Here is a 16719-nt window from a genome sequence, read left to right as displayed (position 1 = left end):
GCCAGGCCGTGGTGCTGTCGCAGAGCGGCAACACGGTGTCGGGCTATGTGACCGGCCACAGCGGCGACCCGGCCTTCCTGGTGTTCACGCTTTCGGTCAACGCCTCGACCGGCGCCGTGACGCTGACGCAGGACCGCGCGGTGCACGAGAACACGATCGACAATCCGACCGACAGCTCCGAAGGCATCAGCCTGACCTCGGGCCTGGTGACGCTGACGGCGACCGTGACCGACAATGACGGCGACAAGGCTTCGCAGTCGCTCGACCTCGGCTCCAAGGCCACCTTCCACGACGACGGCCCGGTCTTCAACTCCGTGATGGATGCGATCGTGGCCAACCAGGCCGGCACCAGCTTCACGGGGAGCTACAACGCGGCTTTCGGCGCCGACGGGCTCGATCACCTGTCGCTCGCGCTGCTGGCGAGCGGCACGTATAGCGGCAGCGCGGTCACTTTCGCCCAGGCCACCAGCGCGGGCGTCACGACCGTTCAGGTTCAGGATGCAACCACGCACGCCGTGATCTTCACCTTCTACTACACCGAGACCGCACAGGCCGACGGCGGTGTGCTGATGCATGCCTATTCGGACTCGAGCAATCCAGCAGGCAGCGCCTTCTTCACGCTCGATCTCAACGCGAACGGCACCTACGACTACACCTTGAACTCGCCGTCGGTGATCACCACGACGACCGTGACCGGGGATTCCGCGTTCTCGTCTTCCGGCGGTAGTCAAAATTCGCTTACCTCGCCGGACGGCCAGCTCGTCATCACCGGCGATCTCAACGGCGTTGCGACGCAGGTCAAGGCTTCCAACGTGGGCATCGCGGTCGGCAGCAGCGGGCAGCAGATGGATCCGCATGAGACGCTGCACCTCAACTTCACGCAGGATCAGACGGCCGTCAGCTTCGTTCTCAACAAATGGGGCGGGAGCAACGGCAGCGTCGCCGACATCCAGTTCCATGTTCTCGACAATGGCGGCTCCGTGAAGGATTTCGATCTTCAGATCACGAAGCCCTCTACCGACATCACGATCAAGATCGTGGAGACCTCGGACAACACGCTTCTGACCACCAATGGCGGCGTCGCCTTCAACGCAGCGACCAGCACCTATACGCTCTATGTCAACCACGCCTACGACGACATCAACGTCACCTATGACCATTCGGTCAGCGGCAATGCGACCTTCGCCTTCAACAACATCACCTATGGCGAGGTGACGACGATCCACGATCTGACGATGAACTTCGGCCTGTCGGCAACCGACCGCGACGGCGACACCTCGACGCTTTCCGATCCGCTGACGATCGCCACAACCTCCGCGCTGACGCTCGATGCGCATAACGCAGCCTTTGCCCCTGTCGACGGCAATGACGGCGTCGTCATTGCCGGCAGTTCAGGCAACGACACGCTGATCGGCGGTGACGGCAACGACCTCCTGATCGGCGGCGCCGGCCAGGATACGATGACCGGCGGCGCGGGCGCGGACACGTTCAAGCTCGATCATCTCGACATCAAGGATCTGATCACCGACTATAGCGGGGCGGGCGGCCAGGGCGACAAGATCGACCTGACGGCGTTGTTCGACACAGCACTCAACGGCAACATCAACAACTACGTGCATTACAACAGCACGACGCACGCCGTTAGCGTGGACACCAGCGGCTCCGGCAACGCGGCCAACTTCGTCGATGTTGCCGTGCTGCAGAACGCACCAGCCGCCGGCACGATCAACATTCTGTACGACGACACGAACCATGTGCAGCACACGGCCACGATTTAGCACTTATGCGTGGCCGTGCTTCCATGCTATGCATTAGCGAACCGTGAATTCGCAGTTTGGAGAGGGACTTACATGAAGCGTTGTGCAAGATCGCTGGCTTCGGCCACGGCGCTGCTGCTCGCCGGGTCGACGGGCTTCGCCGCCGACATCATCGGCGAACCGGCGATAAACTATTGCCGCACCGTCGGCACCTCGGACCTGGTGCTGACCGACAATATGGTCGAGCTCAAGGACCATGTGGTGAAGCTGATGGACGAATCCGTCGCCGTCGCGAACAGCCCGGAATGGATCAACTCGTCGCGCCCCGCCTTCGTCTGGGCTTCGGAAGCCAAGGTCGCCTGCGGCATGGCCTATGGCTACCTCAAGACGAACTACAAGGACGAGGATACGCTCAACAAATGCGAGTGCTTCCACGACCGCATGGTCGAGTATATGCACTGAGCTGACGGCCCATAGAGCACCAGCTGGCTGCGATGGTGGCCGACGGAAAGCTGCTCAAGGGGATCGCGCTAGATCGTTTCGGCGTTTCACGCAAACGGCGAAACGATCTAGCTTTTTGTTTTGACGCAATTCCGAACGGAAGGCTACGGCGAAGTCGCCGAGCCCAACCACTAGGCACTTTTCCTGGAATTGCTCTAGCGGTCGGCTTGTTTGGTGCGGGTCAGACTCCCGTCCACGCCAACTGGCTCGAACGGCCGCAATTGCAACAGGCTCGGCCCGTGCAATGTAGCGCGGTGCCGGAGCGGACCCGCGAGACATTCAAGGCATTCGCAACCTGTCAGGCGTCGCGCTATGGCCTCGAGCCGGTGCTGGCGCATGCGGTGATGGAGATCGAAAGCGGCTTCGATCCCGGCGTGCGCGGCGCCGACGGCGAAGTCGGCCTGATGCAGGTCATGCCGGCTACGGCGCGGATGCTCGGCTTTCGCGGCTCGCTCGACGAACTCGGCGAGCCGGCGACCAACATCGCGCTCGGCGTCAAATATCTGGCGCGGGCGAACAGGCTCGCCGCGGGTGATCTTTGCACCACCGTGATGAAGTATCGGGCCGGGCACGGGGAAACCCGCTTTTCGGTCCGCTCGGTCAATTACTGCCAGCGCGCCCGCTCGATCCTGGCAAGGGAAGGTTTCAATGTGGCCGGGCCGTTGCCGGTGGCGACGATCGGCTTTTCCGACGGTCCGGTGGACGAGGCTGTCGCCGGCGAGGGGAAACGCGTTTGCGTGCGCCGCTTCTTCGTGCCGGGGCCGCGCTACATGAGATGCGCCGAGTATCGCAGCCCGGCGCAGGCAAGGACGATCAAGGCGCTCAGGGCGCGGCTGTTCGACGGCTAGGCCGCGGCTCAAGAATTACGCGGCGGCCGGACTAGAGCGTTTCACCGTTTCGCGGAAACGGCGAACCGCTCTAACTCTTTGTTTTTGCGCAATTCCGACCGGAAAACCGCTCACACTTTTCCTGGAATTGCTTTAGCAAGACGTTAAGACCAAATTGAAGATAGACCGGGACAATACCTGGCGACACTCGGGTGGAAGCATGATGAGACTTGATCGGCACGATCCGCGAATCTGGGCCATTGCTTTCGGCCTGGTTGCGACGCTGAGCGGATGCCAGTCCAAGAGCGGCGCGTCGGATGTGCTCGATCCGTCGGCGATTGCGGCACCCGCCGGACAAGCCAGCAGCCCGGCGGCGCCCGCTCAGCAGGCAAGCAGCCCGACCCAGGGCAGCCCGACCCAGGGCAGCCCGACCCAGGGCAGCCCGACTCAGGGCACCACAACCGTGGGCGGCCCGACCTCGGTCGCCGCCGCGCAAGCCAACCTGACGCTCGGCTCAGGGCCGACCAAGGTGGCCATGCTGCTGCCGCTTTCGGCGCCTGGAAGCACCGGCGAGAACGGCCGCAAGATGTATGACGGCGCGCGGCTCGCGATGGTCGATCTCGGCGACAAGCTGTTGACGCTGACGATCCAGGACACGCGCGGCGACAGCGCCTACGCCAAGGACCTCGCGGTGAAGGCGATCACGTCGGGCGCGGCCAGGGTCATCATCGGACCGTCCGAGCTTGCGGCCACGCAGCATCTTGCCAAGCTCTCCGGCTCGAAGCGGCCGCCGGTGCTGGCACTAGCCGACAATTTCGCCGGCGGCCCCGGCGTCTATTCCGTGCGGCTGAGCGAAGCCGACAGCGCCGCGGCGGGCGCCGCGGCAATCGCCAGCAAGGGCGCCAAGAAATTCGTGCTGATGGTGCCGGCAGGCACCGACGGCAGCGCCATCGAATCGCGAGTCGCCAACGCGCTCAGCATCTATGGCGCCGCACTTGCGGTGACGCTGCCCTATTCCGTGGCGGACGGCGCCAAGGTGGTGTCCGACATGGGCTCGCTGGTCGACGCGCCCGACGCCGTGGTCGTGGCCAGTGGCGACGGCAGCCCGGCCCCGGTGCTTGCCGCGCTCAAGGCGAAAGGCATTCCGGGCAAGGCCGTGACGCTGATCGGCACCGACCGCTGGCTCGAACGCCCGATGGACCCGCTCTACGAAGGCACCTATATCGCGACCCTCGACCAGAGCGAGACCGGGCCGATCGCCGACCGCTTCAAGGCGACCTACAACTACCAGCCGGACATGAACGTGGCCTATGCCTACGACATGGTGGCGCTGAGCGCGGGCATCGCCAGCTCCGTCGGGCCTGACGGCTTCAGCAAGCAGGTGCTGGAAAACGCGAGCGGCTTCCGCGGCTCGACCGGCCTGTTCCGCTTCCGCGCCGACGGCTCGAGCCAGAGGTCGATGCCGTTCTTCAAGGTGGAAAAAGGCCAGCTGAAGCTGGTGGAGAAGTCGATTTCGGGGTTTTGAGGATCAGCTAATCCCGGGAAGACGCAGGCCGCGCCGCAGGAAAGAACCTTGGCACCAGCATCGGCACGCGACGGGCATATTCTTCATATTCAGGAAAAGTCTGCCGCAGAATCGCTTCCTCGTGCCTGGCGCGGCGATATTGCAGCGAAAACTGCAGAATGCCCAAGGCAATCATCAACATCGAAAAGTGCGAGAGGATCATACCAGAAACGAAGACGGCTTCGCAGATGTACAGCGGATGGCGCACAATCGAGTAGGGGCCTGAAGTAACCAGGCGGCGCGCCGTTGCCATGATCGAGAACGAACGACCGAGCCAGTAGAGGCAGAAAATCGAACAGACCGTGCCTATGAAGACCAAGCAGAGAGCTATCAGTTGGACAGATTCGCTCTCCACCGCAGGCGTTAGAAACAGCGCCACCAATATCAAGAAGGCGCCAGCTATCGACGTCAGCCTCGGCTCGATCCCCTTCGCCGTTCCTTTTGGAGGGATGCGGCCAACCGTCATAACAAGCTGCAACGCAAGAAAAGCCGTAGAAGCGACCTGAGTGAAAACGGCAAGGGCATCTGCCGAAATGTCCCGGTAGAAATGAGCCAACAGAGGCGCACCGCTAAATATCACCAGGACCGTCATGACGATCACGATGGCAATCCGACCAAGGAAGTCTTCCGTGAGCATCTTTCTCTCCGAATGAGGCTCAGCGAGGCCTATTGCTTCGCCAGAAAATCCAATCAACGACTGATGATACGATACGAACGTTACCGTATTTATTTCAGCTGAGCCCGACAGAACCAGCCGGCGAACACCCAAATGATTGGCGTGGCGAGGAGCGAGGCATAGCCGTCGATCCCGTAGTGCCAGGCAAGGTGCACGGATCCCAATTGAATCAGGAGCAGAAAGGCAATGCCGGCCCACCGCAGGAAGCCGCCGAAGCGCCAAAAATAGATGGCATTCAGGGTCGCCACGGCGACGTGAATCGAAGGAAACGCCGATATTCCGCTTCCCACCCTCGGGCCAATCGAAGCTGCATTGGCGAGCAGCAGCTTCTGCGTCCTGAGCGCCCAGACGGGATAGTTCATGTCAGTCGCCTGGAGAAAGTTCATCAACGGTGAGAAGGTCTCGTCGCCGTAAAACGGACTGACGTAGACCGGGCCGACCGACGCGAATAAGGTTGCGACGAAGTTTCCCAGCAGGCCCCACACGATCACGAAGGCCACCAGATACTGTGCCCTGGCTCTCTCGTTTCCTATCGAGAACGCCACGCAAAACAGCACGACGAACATCACGATAAACCAGCTGTTGTAGACAAAATTCAATGCGAATATGGCCGGTCCATTCCCCAATAGCGGGTGCAATGTCTGCCAGGCATCCATGCCGCCATGGATCTTCCGATCGATGGTGATCAGCGCAGGGTCGGCATAAAAAGGCACCATCTTGCTGAGGCCGTTCTTCACGCTGGTGAACAGCGAGAAGAAGATAGGCAACGCCAGCGCCACGGGCAGGCCGATCACGAGGCGATTGGGAAAATCGTTTGCAAAGAAACTATCGACGAGGGCGGGAAGCAGACGCTTCGGCTTCTGCAACATGACCCCGACCGACATCACGACAAGCACGAGGACGGAAATTGCAACCCCGAACAGGACGAACAGCATGCCGTAGAGTTCGGGGTCGAGCGCAAGGTGCCAATGCATCGCGGCGACAAGCACCGTCAACGCATAGAAAATGAAGACCAGGAAAAATGGCTGATTGCTGCGCCAAGCTGCCGGGCTTCTGCGAACTTCAGTTTCCACTTTCGGCGTCATCGGCGAGAACTTCGGAGCCAAGTCAGTTAACGTCCGGAAGGGCGATTTTCAGATCGCGGGGCCTGGGTGCGGCATTAGATTTGCGTAGATCTGAAACGCTATCGTGCAGATCGACGCCATCGAAATCACCACGCCAAACGGCACAACGCGCTTGCGATCCAAATGCTCGACATAAAAGCGAAAAGCGCCTTCGGGCAGCAGGAAAGGGTTTTTCACGATCACCGCCACGGCAATGGCGAATACGAGCAGGAGAATGGAAAACACGGTCAGATCGCCACTCCCGATCAGGAGTGGCATAACCGCCATCAGCTTGACGTCTCCGGCACCGACCTTGCGCAGGGCCCAGAACGGGAACAGAACGACAAACAGGAACAGTCCGGCAAACGCACTCAGCCCCATGTTCCACCAGGATCCGAGGTGGAGTGACAGGAGCAGCAGCGATCCGAGCGCGATACCAAGCAGCAAGAGCACGGCGCGGTTGGTTATCTTCTGCGTCGTAAAATCGACCCAACCGATTCTTGCCAGCAGCGGGATAGCCAGCGCCTTCAGTACAAGCGATGCCGCGAGCAAAAGGCTCATGACCGCTCTATGTTGCGCACGCTGGAAGACAGAAGCTTCAGATTGTTGGCCACGGTCGGATCGTTAGGCGCGAGTTCATAGGCCTTGAGGAAGTTGCTGCGCGCATCCTGCAGCTTACCGCGCAGCAGATAGGAATAACCGAGATTGTTGTAATATTCCGGGGTTGCGCCGAGCAGCCGATAGGCCTTGGCATAAGCCATGTCGGACAGATCGAAACGCCTGATGCGATCGCAGGAGGCGGCGAGGCCCAGCCAAGCCACCCCGTCATTGGGTGCAAGGCGGGTGCCCTTGTAGAACAGCGCGCCGGCATTGCCATAGTTTTCCGACCGGAACTGGGTCTTGGCCTCGGCAACCGCCTGATCCGACGCATAGTAGTCGACATCGCTGACGGTCTTCAGCCCGTCGAAAGCATCGCCAAAGGCGGTGTAGTCACCCTTGGCGGGCTCGTTGGTCCGCACGACGCCGTTGCCCTTGTCATCGACCGACTGGCAACCGGCAAGCAGGACCATCAGCACGCTGGCTGCGGCGGCGAGGCGCAACGGCCTTGTCAATTTCTGCCCCAAGGAGCCCTCCGATTCTATTTTAGAACCTAATCATACGACAGCTTAGAAGAAAATGCCTCTCATGCGAATGATCACCGGAAGCATGATGATCATAAGCACGACAGGGAAGATGCATAGCCCCAAAGGAACCATCATTTTGACGGGCAGCGCATTGGCACGCTCTTCAGCCCTCAGGATTCTCTGGCTGCGCATCTCGTCGCTGTAGACGCGCAGTGCCTCCGTCAGGCTGGTGCCGAGCTCCTCGGACTGCCGAAACAGCACCGCCAAGGCCTTGGCTTCCTCAAGTCCGATACGGTCGGCGAGTTCGCGCAATGCGTCACGCAGTGGCTTGCCGGCGCGCAGCTGCAAATTCATGATGGCAAGCTGAATGCCGAGCCATTTGTGTGTGCCCGCCAGTTCATTGCTGACCCGCTCGACCGCGGCCTCCAGGCTCATGCCCGCGTCGGCGCAGGTGATCATCATGTCCATGAAATCGGGAAAGCCACGTTGATAGATCTGCTTCTGGGCATTCTCGAACCGGTCAAGCATGATGCTCGGGACAACCAGGCAGGCGAGCCCGAAGAGAGCGGCGGCGGCCAATGCAATGAAACCAGGAACCTGCGGGGGAATGATCCTGGACAGGAGTGCGTAGATCAGAAGAAAGCCAACGCCGACCGCGCAGATTCGCGCCAGGGTATAGATCAGGGGCGCGCTCGAATGATAGAAGCCGGCCCGAAAGAGCTTGGCCTCGAGGGCGTTCGGCTCGCCCCGCTCCTTCTCGACAGTGCGGAAATAGGCGTCGATCGGCCGTTGCGCGGAAATCCTGGCAAGCTGCTCTTGGCCGGCAAGCGACCGACGATCGGTGATCCCCTCGGCCATCAGGCTCCGCGTGACCAGCCTTCGCGTCTGTAAGGCCGGCGAGAGGATCAGCGCACCGACCAGGAAAAGCGCCACTGCCGCCAGGAAGACCGCGATGGAGATCAGGAAGCTTAGATCCGGTGTATTTGAAAACAGGCTGATGGCGAGCTCCCGTCAGAAATCGAAATTGACCATTCGGTACATGATGTAGTCGCCCAAAAGCGCCCAGACCCCGAAGACCACGAACACCGGAAAGACGACCGGGTTGTGCCAGATCGTGCCGTAGTAAGCCGGCGCAAGGACCTGGAGGATCAGGAACATGACGATCGGGAACAGTGAGATCATCCAGGCGGAGAGCCGACCTTCGGCCGACAACGCCTTGATCTTCATTCTGAGTTTTTGCCGCTCGCGCAGCACCTTGGCCAGATTGTCGAGTATCTCGGTGAGATTGCCGCCGGTCTTCGATTGAATGGACAGCGAGATCGAAAGCAGGTTCAGACCCTCGAAGCCCACGCGCTGCGACAGCTTGCGGACAGCGTTTTCGAGACTGAGGCCAAACGTAATCTCATCGGAAACGATGCCGAATTCGGTCCCAAGCGGGTCGGGCATCTCTCGAGCGACAAGGCTAATCGCCACCGATGCCGGATGTCCGGCCCGCAAAGAACGAACGATCATGTCGAGCGCGTCGGGCAGTTGCCTGGCGAATTTTTGAATGCGCTTGTTGCGGGAACGCCGAAGCACGAGCAACGGCAGCACGACCGCGACAAAAAGGAAAATGAGCAGCGCCAGGCCGATGGAGAAATCGAGAAGGAGCGAAGACGCAAGCGCCAGCACGAGGCCCGCCAGCGCGAACATCCCGGCAAAGGCGACAGGACTGCCTGTGATGCCGGATTGCGTATAGAGCCGGTTCAGGCCGATCATGCGAAAGACAAAGTCGCCTTTTTCAGTCAGGCCACGCTCGCGCAACAGACCCTGCAAGGTCTCCACCGCGGGCGCCTCCTCCGCGAGACGCTTGAGCCGCCGGTTGATCGTGCCAGCCCTGGTGCGTCGACCGGCATAGGATACGTAGAGCGACTCAGCTGCCAGGATCACCGAGGCAGCCGCCAGAACATAGATAAGATAAAGCAACGACTGGCCGGTCGGCATCAGAGTGGCACCTGCGGATTGAATGCGTCCTTGCCGAAGTGAAGGCCGAGCGTGGCCGCTTCCTGGGCAAAACGCGGGCGGATGCCGGTGGCGCGGAATTCGCCAACGATCTTGCCCTCCGACGTCACCTCGCGGCGGACGAAATGATAGAGTTCCTGGAGCTGAACGACGTTGCCTTCCATGCCGGTCAATTCGGATATGGAGACCACACGCCTGCCCCCGTCCGAGAGACGTTGCGTCTGCACGATGATGTCGATGGCGGAAGCGATCTGCGCCCGGATCGACTCATGGGTCATGGGCATGCCGGCCATGCCGACCATCTGTTCCAAACGAGACAAAGCATCGCGCGGCGTGTTGGCATGGATGGTGGTCATCGAGCCTTCATGGCCGGTGTTCATGGCCTGCAGCATGTCGAAGGCCTCTTCGCCGCGCACTTCGCCGACGACGATGCGGTCCGGCCGCATGCGCAGCGCATTCTTGACGAGTTCGCGCTGACGCACCTCGCCTTTGCCCTCGACATTGGGCGGGCGCGTTTCCAGCCGGCCGACATGCGGCTGCTGCAACTGCAGTTCGGCCGCGTCCTCAATGGTGATGAGGCGCTCGGTGGCCGGAATATAGCTCGACAGCGCGTTGAGCAGGGTCGTCTTGCCGCTGCCGGTGCCGCCCGAAACCAGGATCGACTTGCGCGTCTGCACGGCGATCCGCAGCAAATCGACCATCGGCGGGCGGATGGAATTGAACGCGATCAGCCGCTCCAGCGAATAAGGATTCTTGGAGAATTTTCGTATCGACACCAGTGGACCGTCGACCGAGATCGGCCGCACCGCGATGTTGACGCGCGAGCCGTCCTCCAGGCGGGCATCCGCCATCGGCGATGATTCATCGACACGCCGGCCAATGGCCGACACGATCTTGTTGACGATCCGCAGCAGATGCGCCTCGTCGCGAAAGCGGATCGAGGTTTCCTCGATCACGCCGCGCCGCTCGATGAACACGCGCTTGTGGGTGTTGATCAATATGTCGGCGATCGAATCGTCCTTGAGAAGTGGTTCGATCGGACCGAGGCCGAGCATCTCGTCGGCCGTGTCGCTGGTCAGCTGATCGAGTTCGCGCGCGTTCAACGGCACATTTCGGCCGCGAACGAATTCGCGCACGATCGGCCGGATCTCATTGAGGATCTCGTCCTTGGAGGCGGTTTCCAGGGCAGAGAGGTTGAAACGGTCGATGAGATGGCGATGCAGGTCGACCTTGAGCGTCAGGAAATCGTCGCCTTGCATTTCGCCATCCGCGACGGGAGCCGCAGGCAAACTATGCACCGTCACAGCTCCCGCCGACGACTGCGCTGTCTTCTGCTCGTTCGATCCTTTGATGAAGCGACCCAGCATGCTGCCATGCCCCCTTGCAATTTCCCCCGACGTCGAAACTAAGCGTTAACCACGAGAGGCACAAGCAGCGGCGGTGCCCCAAGCGTGTATTACTTGCAACATAGTTAAAAAATCGACTTCCCGAAAAATCGTTTTATTTCCATAACATCCCATCCATGGACCAAAGTCCTACGACTTATGTCGCAGCACAAGCGAATATGCACTCCTAAGCCATTAGATATAAACAGCTATGTAACCTTACTAATGGAATCCGGCCAAAGGCGCATGTGTGGCCAAATTGTGAATGAATGGTTAAGAAGGGTTGAAAAGTGAGGCGAATCAAGCTCTTGTCGAAGCTTAAAATCCTTTTGCCTAGGTATTGAAAGGTTAAGGGACTGTTAATCCGTTTGACTTCGCTTTTTCACGCGACCTAGGATTGAATTCGACGGGGGATGCTATGGTATGGGTTCATCCTTGGCTCTGTCTCGTCGGGTTCAAACCTCCAGAGGGAGAAATTGGCATGAAAAAGCTCATGACGATGGCCCGGCAGTTCCGCGACGATGATAACGGCGCTGCTATGGTCGAATATTCGATTCTCATCGGCATCATCGCTGCGGCCTCGATCCTGGTGATCATCGCCATCGGCGGCTGGGTCGGCGGCCAGTTCACCGGCCTCTGCGCCTCACTGAACGGTCACGGCGCCACCGGCCACACCGCCTGCGCGGCGGCGACTTGATTTTTTTGAATTCAGGCCCGGGTCGGGCGACCCGGGCCTGAAGTAAGCGGGCAAAGCGCCCGCATCATGGATATGGGGCTTTGGGGTCCATGCGCGCAAACACACTCATAATGATTGTCCTCGCCGGAGTGTTCGGCATCCTGGCGGTCGTGCTTGCCAATATCTGGCTTGCCAATCAACGCAGCGCGATGGCGCGGACTGAAGACGTTCCGCGCGACACTGTGGTGGTGGCGGCGGTGCCGCTCAAATTTGGCGACACGCTGACCTCCGACAAGCTGCGCGAAATTCCATGGCCCGCGGGCGCCGTTCCCGCAGGGTCATTCAAAACCGCAAAGGACCTGCTTGCCGGCGACGGCACGAAGCAAGCTTTGCAGGCGATCGGCCCCAACGAGCCCGTGCTTGCCAGCAAGATTACCGGTCCCGGCCAGCGCGCTACGCTTTCAGCGGTACTGACCGAGGGCATGAAAGCGGTTTCCATACGAGTCAACGACGTGCTCGGCGTGGCCGGCTTCGTGTTTCCCGGGGATCGCGTCGACATATTGCTGACACGCACCCAGCATGACAGCGAGGGAGCGGACAAGAGCTTCGTCGACGTGCTGTTGCAGAGCGTGAAGGTTCTCGCGGTCGACCAGGTCGCGGACGAAAGCAAGGACAATCCGACGGTCGTGAAAGCGGTGACGGTTGAGGTCAGCACCAAGGATGCGCAGAAGCTGACGCTTGCCGCCGGCGCGGGCCAGTTGTCACTGGCGCTCCGCCAGGCCGCGGCCAACAAGGGGGAGAGCACCGAGCGCATCACGCTTTCGGATCTGACCGGCGAAACGCCGGAAGACGTCGCCAAGAGGCAGGCGGAACTCGAGAGGCAGAAGGCCGCCGACGCGGCCGCCGCCGAAGACAGAAAGCGTGCCGACGCCAAGATCGATGGATTGGCCCACGCCGTGGAGCGGGTTGGAAGCCAGATCGACGAGTTGAGCAAGGTCAAGCCTGCGCCGGTTGTTGCTTCGGCGCCGCAGCCGCAGGAAGTCGTAAAGGAAGTGGTCAAATTTGTGCAGCCGGAACCACCGGCGCGTGCTACGGTGGGTGTGTTCCGTGGCGTGAAGCTGGAAACTTACGACGTGCCGCGACAACACTAGAAGCCAAGCGGCAAGACGAGGGTCGCCATTTGGCGGCAAGAGGGGAGACTTGGATGCAGCGCTTTTGGGTAAGGATGGCGGCGGCTGCGCTATCCTTTGTGTCGTTGGCAGCGATCTCGGATTATCCGGCCAGGGCGGCCGATCGCTTCGTCGACGTGACCAGTCCTTCTCTCCACCGGGTTTTCGTGCCGATATCGCAATCGATCACTCTCCAGGTGAATGCTACCCTGGGCGATATCGTCGTCGGTGACGAGAAGATCGCCGACGCCCAACCGATGACCGACAAGACGCTCTACATCATCGGCAAGAGCGTCGGCACGACCACCGTCAACCTTTTCTCCGACGACAAGCGATCGCTCGGCACCATCCAGATCGAGGTCGGCCAGGACGTCAGCGACATGGCGGCCGCGATCCGCCAGGTGGCGCCGCGGGCGCGTATCGAGATCGGTTCTATAAACGGCAAGATCAGGCTTTCCGGCCACGTCAAGGACGCCGCGACGCTGGCGCAGATCGTCGAGGTGACCCAGCAGTATGGCCCGGATTCCATCATCAATGCCGTGACGATCGATGATAGCGAGCAGGTCAATCTGTCGGTCCGTATCCTGGAGGCCAAGCGCAACGCGGGCCGCGATCTCGGGGTGTCGATCAGGAGCACAAACTCGAGGGGTACGACGCGAACCGGAACCGGCATTGCCGCAGTCGACAAGGACAATGTGGTGCTCGGTCCGGGCGATCTTGTGAGCGGCCTGCTGTCGACGGCAAGTCCGTTTGGAGCACTGATCACCCGAGTTATCGACAGCAACATCAAAGTTGACCTGATCATTGAAGCGCTTGAGTCCAAAGGTGTCGTTCGGCTGCTGGCGGAACCCAATCTAACAACCGTTTCAGGTGAAACCGCCAGCTTCAACGCTGGTGGCGAGGTGCCCATCCGCAGTGTCAATGCACAAGGCGAAGTCGAGATCGTCTTCAAGCAGTTTGGCGTTAATTTGAACTTCACGCCGGTGGTGCTGGATGACGGCAAGATCCACATTAAGCTGGCGCCGGAAGTCAGTGACTTAACCGGCTTCACCGCAGCTGGCGATCCGATCTTCACCAACCGCAAACTGTCGACCGTAGTTGACCTCCGCGACGGTCAGAGCTTCGCCGTAGGCGGTCTGCTCTCCAGCAAGAACACCAGGCTGCAAGATCAGGTGCCGTGGCTCGGCCAGGTTCCGATTATCGGGGCACTGTTCCACAATTCGAGCACGCAAAAGGAAGAAACCGAACTGGTGGTGATCGTCACGCCGCATCTCGTGCGGCCGGTGAAGCCCGGCGAGCAACTGGCGACACCTTTCGACAAGACGAAGCCAGCCAACGACCCGGAGCTCATGCTGCTCGGCCAGCTCGAAGTCAGCAAGGACATGATTCGGATGTATGAGCACGGCGACGGCGTCACCGGGCCTTACGGCCACATGCTGGATGTCAAATCGAAGGACAAGCTGGTCTATGTCAAGAAATAAGCTCCTGTTCGTCCTTCTCAGCTCGAGCCTGCTTGCGGGCTGCGCGGCCGACTATCTGAACAACTACGACACGATGACGCTGGCGTCGGGTGACTCGCAAAGAGCCAACGAGCTGCTGCAGACGGTCAACCCGTACAATCCGGCTTCGAACAACACGAAGATAGAAGGCGACGGCGCGCGTTCGGTTGGCGTCGTCCAGAAATACAAGATTCCACCAACTCCGCCGGCAACGACAACAAGCATGACGGTCAACACCAGCCCGGCGGCAGCAGGCACGGCAACGCAGTAAATAAAGCGAAAGGAAGCGGCGTATCGGGCAGGCGAGGAGCCCGACACGAAGGGGTAAGGGGTAGGGCCATGTTGGGAATCGTTCGCGCGTTTTGGAACGATCAGAGAGGCGTTGCGCTGATTTTGCTCAGCATCATGCTGCCTGCGATCATTGGCTTTTCGGCACTCACCATCGATATGAGCAGGGTCAACAACCTGCACAACGACATGCAGAAGGCCACCGATGCGCTGGCGCTAGCCGCCGCGGCCGAGTTGAACGGCAGGACCGACGCATGGACCCGGGCCGAGAACGCCCTTGCCAATTTGCTTTCGAACGACACCACCTTTTCGGACGCGGGAATCGTTACCCTGCCCGGAACCGGAACAACGACAGTCGACGCAACCTATTCGGCCTGCCGTTCGAGGGGACAGATATCCTGGTGCTTCCTCGCCAGCATACCCGCAAGCGATGCCTCGATGATTACGTCGGCGAACTATGCGGCCTCGGCTTCCCTGACCCGGTTCATCATGGTGGAGGCTCAGCCGGAGACGTTCTCCACCATCTTCCCGGCCTCGTTCCTTTCGGGGAACACGGCTGACGACCGCATCCGTTTCGGTGCTGTTTCGGTGGCCGGCTTCACGTCCGGGGTCTGCAACTACACGCCTGTGTTCATGTGCAACCCGTATGAGATGGTGAACGGCACCAACAGCGCGGGCGGTGTAACCCTCGAACAAGCAGTCACGGATCCGGCGGCGCACCGACGACTGATCGAACTTCGGCTGGTGGGAAACAACGCCGCCTACGGCCCGGGCAATTTCGGCTTCCTGCAGCCGCCGGACGGCGTCGGCAATGGCGCCCAGGCACTGGCGCAGACGATTGCCACGTCCAGGCCGCAAGGTTGCTACTCCGCGCAGGGCGTCAGCACCAAAACCGGCCAGAACAACGGCCCGGTCCAGGATGCCTTCAACGTGCGCTTCGGAATCAATGCCAGCGGCAATGCCTTCAACAGCGCCGAGTATGGCCCGGCCTCGAATGTGCGAAAAGGAGCATCCACTGGAGGCAATGGTAACGGAAACGGGAATGGCAACGGGAACGGGAACGGGAACGGGAACCAGTGCCCAAATTACAATCAGCTGACGTTCAATGGGACGGGCAATATGGGCCTGCCGCGCGACGCCACCACGCCGTATATGGGCGGTCGGATGGGGGACGGAAACTGGAACCTTTCCGGCTACTGGAGCACCAATTTCCAATCCACCAGCTACCCTTCTTCGTGGGACACCACCAAGCCAACCCGATACCAGGTTTACAGATACGAGATCGCGAACAATCTGGTTGGGCGCGCCTCGACGGGTGGAGAAGTGGGTACGCCGCCGAGCTCCTGCCAACCGCCCGTCACCACCGTCGACCGCCGGTTGATCTATGGCGCGATCCTGAACTGCAACGCGCTGCAGGCGGCCGGAAACAACCTTAATGGCAACAGCACCAACCTTCCCGTCGAGGCCTTCGCCAGCTTCTTCATGACGGAGCCTGTTCCAGGCGCCAATGCGGGCGGCTCCGTCTTCGTCGAGCTCGTCGACATAACGGGTCGCGGCGGCGCTGGAACGCTGGACAATTTCCTGCGCAACGAAGCGCAGCTCTATCGGTGACGGCAATGAGAAAGACGCTTTCACATTGCCTTCGACACTTCCGCCAGGACCAGGGCGGCACGGTCCTGGTCGAGATGGCGCTGATCGTTCCGCTGATGGTTGTGCTATCCGCCGGCATATTCGAATTCGGCCGGTTTCTGCACGACAAGCTGCTTGTCGAGGCCGGACTGAGCGACGCAGCCCGCTTTGCTGCGCGTTGCAACAGCCAACTCTATACCGACAATGGGCTCACCGCGATCAACTGTGCGACGCTTGCGGCAAGCATCGCCGTGTACGGAAAGATCGGCGGCACGACAACGGATACGCCGCGCGTCGTCGGCTGGCAGGCTTCCGACGTGACGATCAACAGCAGCACTTGCGTGAATGCGGTCGATCCGGGCACCGGCACGGTGCTTTATCTCTCCACCACCTCGCAGGTATGCGTCGTAACGGCCTCGACCAATTTTCACTATCAGGACCTGGGCATGCTTTCGCTCGTCGGCGTCAGCTCCATCACGGTCGGTGGCCAGCATCAGGAGCGGTTGATCCGGTTTTGATG

The 16719-nt window shown here is 60.5% G+C and carries 17 protein-coding genes; 10 read left to right on the top strand and 7 right to left on the bottom strand.

Going from position 1 to position 16719, the window contains the following annotated elements; translation table 11 throughout:
* From DPM33_RS37495 to DPM33_RS25810, 4 genes are all read left to right on the top strand, one after another.
* On the top strand, positions 1 to 1778 hold a 1778-nt coding region (locus DPM33_RS37495), incomplete at its 5' end, for a DUF5801 repeats-in-toxin domain-containing protein (RefSeq protein WP_146770319.1).
* Positions 1779 to 1850: 72 nt separating this feature from the next.
* A complete protein-coding gene (locus DPM33_RS25820; RefSeq protein ID WP_112100207.1) occupies positions 1851 to 2219 on the top strand; it encodes a hypothetical protein in 369 nt (122 codons plus the stop codon).
* Between the two features lie 293 nt (positions 2220 to 2512).
* Positions 2513 to 3106 (top strand): lytic transglycosylase domain-containing protein, encoded by a 594-nt coding sequence (locus tag DPM33_RS25815; RefSeq protein ID WP_342634370.1) that lies wholly within the window; start codon positions 2513 to 2515, stop codon positions 3104 to 3106.
* 202 nt (positions 3107 to 3308) lie between these two features.
* Complete coding sequence (locus DPM33_RS25810; protein ID WP_167449213.1) at positions 3309 to 4610, top strand: ABC transporter substrate-binding protein; 1302 nt, start codon at positions 3309 to 3311, stop codon at positions 4608 to 4610.
* Between the two features lie 7 nt (positions 4611 to 4617).
* Here DPM33_RS25810 and DPM33_RS25805 read toward each other — a convergent pair whose 3' ends face one another.
* The 7 genes from DPM33_RS25805 to DPM33_RS25775 form a co-directional block, all read right to left on the bottom strand.
* Positions 4618 to 5286, bottom strand: coding sequence for a methyltransferase family protein (locus DPM33_RS25805; protein WP_112100204.1), 669 nt, complete (start codon positions 5284 to 5286; stop codon positions 4618 to 4620).
* Positions 5287 to 5375: 89 nt separating this feature from the next.
* Complete coding sequence (locus DPM33_RS25800) at positions 5376 to 6410, bottom strand: phosphatase PAP2 family protein (protein WP_146770318.1); 1035 nt, start codon at positions 6408 to 6410, stop codon at positions 5376 to 5378.
* Between the two features lie 48 nt (positions 6411 to 6458).
* Positions 6459 to 6989 carry a prepilin peptidase gene (locus DPM33_RS25795; protein ID WP_112100202.1) on the bottom strand — a complete coding sequence of 177 codons (531 nt, stop codon included), beginning with the start codon at positions 6987 to 6989 and terminating at the stop codon, positions 6459 to 6461.
* Entirely contained in the window at positions 6986 to 7540 is a 555-nt protein-coding gene (locus DPM33_RS25790) for a tetratricopeptide repeat protein (RefSeq protein WP_167449221.1), read from the bottom strand. Before DPM33_RS25790 ends, DPM33_RS25795 begins: the two co-directional genes overlap by 4 nt.
* A gap of 54 nt (positions 7541 to 7594) precedes the next feature.
* On the bottom strand, positions 7595 to 8545 hold the full coding sequence (locus tag DPM33_RS25785) for a type II secretion system F family protein (protein WP_112100201.1): 951 nt from the start codon (positions 8543 to 8545) through the stop codon (positions 7595 to 7597).
* An 18-nt stretch (positions 8546 to 8563) separates the two neighbouring features.
* Entirely contained in the window at positions 8564 to 9535 is a 972-nt protein-coding gene (locus DPM33_RS25780) for a type II secretion system F family protein (protein ID WP_112100200.1), read from the bottom strand.
* On the bottom strand, positions 9535 to 10920 hold the full coding sequence (locus tag DPM33_RS25775; protein ID WP_112100199.1) for a TadA family conjugal transfer-associated ATPase: 1386 nt from the start codon (positions 10918 to 10920) through the stop codon (positions 9535 to 9537). Before DPM33_RS25775 ends, DPM33_RS25780 begins: the two co-directional genes overlap by 1 nt.
* Before the next feature lie 499 nt (positions 10921 to 11419).
* Here DPM33_RS25775 and DPM33_RS25770 point away from each other — a divergent pair, with 499 nt between their 5' ends.
* The 6 genes from DPM33_RS25770 (at position 11420) to DPM33_RS25745 (ending at position 16717) form a co-directional block, all read left to right on the top strand.
* Positions 11420 to 11635, top strand: coding sequence for a Flp family type IVb pilin (locus tag DPM33_RS25770; RefSeq protein WP_112100198.1), 216 nt, complete (start codon positions 11420 to 11422; stop codon positions 11633 to 11635).
* A gap of 89 nt (positions 11636 to 11724) precedes the next feature.
* Positions 11725 to 12765: a Flp pilus assembly protein CpaB gene (gene cpaB, locus DPM33_RS25765; RefSeq protein WP_112100197.1), complete on the top strand. Its 1041-nt coding sequence runs from the start codon at positions 11725 to 11727 to the stop codon at positions 12763 to 12765.
* Between the two features lie 53 nt (positions 12766 to 12818).
* Entirely contained in the window at positions 12819 to 14264 is a 1446-nt protein-coding gene (locus tag DPM33_RS25760; protein WP_112100196.1) for a type II and III secretion system protein family protein, read from the top strand.
* Entirely contained in the window at positions 14251 to 14553 is a 303-nt protein-coding gene (locus DPM33_RS25755) for a hypothetical protein (RefSeq protein WP_112100195.1), read from the top strand. Before DPM33_RS25760 ends, DPM33_RS25755 begins: the two co-directional genes overlap by 14 nt.
* 68 nt (positions 14554 to 14621) lie before the next feature.
* Complete coding sequence (locus DPM33_RS25750; RefSeq protein WP_112100194.1) at positions 14622 to 16181, top strand: TadE/TadG family type IV pilus assembly protein; 1560 nt, start codon at positions 14622 to 14624, stop codon at positions 16179 to 16181.
* Between the two features lie 5 nt (positions 16182 to 16186).
* Positions 16187 to 16717 (top strand): TadE/TadG family type IV pilus assembly protein, encoded by a 531-nt coding sequence (locus DPM33_RS25745; RefSeq protein WP_281004815.1) that lies wholly within the window; start codon positions 16187 to 16189, stop codon positions 16715 to 16717.
* The last annotated feature ends 2 nt before the right edge of the window (positions 16718 to 16719 follow it).

This window comes from Mesorhizobium hawassense, from assembly GCF_003289945.1.
Classification (GTDB): Bacteria; Pseudomonadota; Alphaproteobacteria; order Rhizobiales; family Rhizobiaceae; genus Mesorhizobium; species Mesorhizobium hawassense.
This window is presented reverse-complemented; position numbering and strand designations above follow the sequence as displayed.